The 2,186-nt window shown below is 72.0% G+C and carries 2 protein-coding genes; both read right to left on the bottom strand.

All coding sequences use genetic code 11. The annotated features are described in order from the left end of the window. Window positions 1-162: 162 nt before the first annotated feature. Window positions 163-948: an SDR family NAD(P)-dependent oxidoreductase gene (locus ACWC2B_RS37995; RefSeq protein WP_450724919.1), complete on the bottom strand. Its 786-nt coding sequence runs from the start codon at window positions 946-948 to the stop codon at window positions 163-165. Beyond that, window positions 938-2,186 (bottom strand): alpha/beta fold hydrolase (locus ACWC2B_RS37990; RefSeq protein ID WP_450724917.1); only part of this gene is annotated, 1,249 nt, incomplete at its 5' end. The genes ACWC2B_RS37995 and ACWC2B_RS37990, both read right to left, overlap by 11 nt.

Genomic DNA, 2,186 nt, shown 5'->3' with positions numbered 1-2,186 from the left:
GCTACTAGGGCGTTTCGGCAACGCGGCATGGGGGTCCCCCCTGGCCCTTAAGGCCTTGGGGGAGTGCGTGCCAGACGCCACGGGCCCGGGCGGGGCTCAGACACAGGCTCTCACCCCCTGCGGGACGGTGACAGGGCGGAGCCGTCCGAGCTCCAGCTGGACCTACTGGGCCAGATAGCCACCGTCCACCGGCAGTACGGCCCCAGTGATGAACGACGCCTCGTCACAGGCCAGGAAGCGGATCGCGGCGGCCACCTCGGCCGGTTCGCCGATCCGGCCCATCGGGTGCATCCTCTCGATCGCCGCCAGGTACGCGGGACCCCCGGGTTCCTGCGGCAGCCTGCGCACCCGCTCGGTCCGCACGGTGCCCGGCGCCACCGCGTTGACCCGGATCCCGTGCGCCGCCCACTCGACAGCCAGGTGCATGGTCAGCCCGGTCGCCACGAACTTGGCGGGGCCGTATGTACTCTGACCCCGCTGTCCGGCCAGGCCGGAGATGGAGGACAGGCACACAATGGCACCACCACCGTTCGACGCCATCGTCTCGATCGCATACTTACAGGTCAGGAACATGCCCTTGCCGTCGATCGCCATCACCTCGCCCCAGTCATCCGCACTGGCCTCGGTGATGTCGAGCAGCGGGATGATCCCGGCGTTGGCCACCAGGACGTCGAGCCGTCCGTACTGGTCGACCGCCGCCGCGATCATGGCGCCGGCGTCCTCGGGGACCGACACGTCACCCGTGACGGCCGCCACCTCGAAGCCCTCGTCGGCCAACCGGGCGACCACCTTGTCGAGCGCCACGGCGTCCCGGTCGGTGAGCACGAGCCGGGCGCTCTCCCGGGCGAACAGCTCCGCCGTCGCCTCTCCGATGCCGTGCGCCGCGCCGGTGATCACGCAGGCCTTCCCGGCCAGTGTCCCGTGGGCCGCGCTGCCGTCAGTACGCATCCGTGCTCTCCTTCTCGTCCTCACGGTCCGCACCGTTCTCGCGGGCCTTGCCGTTCTCGCCGTCCACGACATGGACCGCCGTCACCGCGCCATGAGCCGCCGATCCCACCAGTGACCGGTACTTCGCCATCACGCCGTGCCGGTAACGGGGCTCCGGTGCACGCCAGTCGGCCGCCCGCGCGACCAACTCCCCCTCTGCGACCTCAAGTCGGACGCCGCGGCCAGGCAGATCAAGCGTGATGACATCCCCGTCCCGGACATGGGCGATCGGCCCTCCGACGGCGGCCTCCGGCGCGAGGTGCCCCACCATCAGCCCCCGGGTGGCTCCGGAGAACCGCCCGTCCGTCACCAGCGCCACCGACTCCCCCAGCCCGCGCCCCACGATCGCCGCGGCCACCCCGAGCATCTCCCGCATACCGGGGCCACCGCGCGGACCCTCGTACCGGATCACCACCACATCGCCCGGGCGTATCGCGCCCGACTGCACGGCGGCCATGGCGTCCTCCTCGCAGTCGAACACCCGGGCCGGGCCGGTGTGCACCGGACGGACGTGCGACGTCGCCTTGACCACCGCGCCCTCGGGGGCCAGGGAGCCGCGCAGCACCAGCAGAGCCCCGTTCGGGCTCAGCGGACGCGCCACTTCCACGACGACGTCCTGACCTGGATCCTCCTCGGCCTCTGCGGCCTCCTCGCCCAGAGTGCGCCCAGTGACCGTCGGCGTGGTCCCGTCGACGAGGCCCGCATCGACGAGACGCCGGGCGACGAGCGCCGTGCCGCCCGCCCGGTCCAGGTCGACGGCCGTGCGGCGGCCGAACGGCTTCAGGTCCGTGATCACCGGCGTATGCGCGCTGTAGGTGTCGAAGTCGGCGAGGTCCACGGGGACATGAGCCTCACGCGCGATCGCCAGCAGATCCATGACGACCAGGCGCCGGACGCGGTCGGGTCGGCGCAGTGCGAGCAGGACGGCGGGGGCGGTGCCCGCGTCGATGGCGACCACCGCTGCCGTGGGTTCGCCGAGTGCGTCGAGCAGCCCTTCGGCGTCGGCGGCGAGGGTGCCGGCGTCGTAACCCTCGACGGCACGGGCACTGGCACCGAAGCCTCGCAGATCCGGGGCGATGACCCGGTACTGCCCGGCCAGCCGGGCCATGATGCCGCTCCAGAGCTGCCAGGTGTGGGGGAAGCCGTGCAGCAGGAGAACAGCAGGTCCCTCCCCGGCGATTGCGACGTTGAGTTGGACG

This window comes from Streptomyces sp. NPDC001415, from assembly GCF_053597395.1.
The sequence above is the reverse complement of the archived record's forward strand: the minus strand, read 5'-3'. Positions and strand labels throughout refer to the sequence as shown.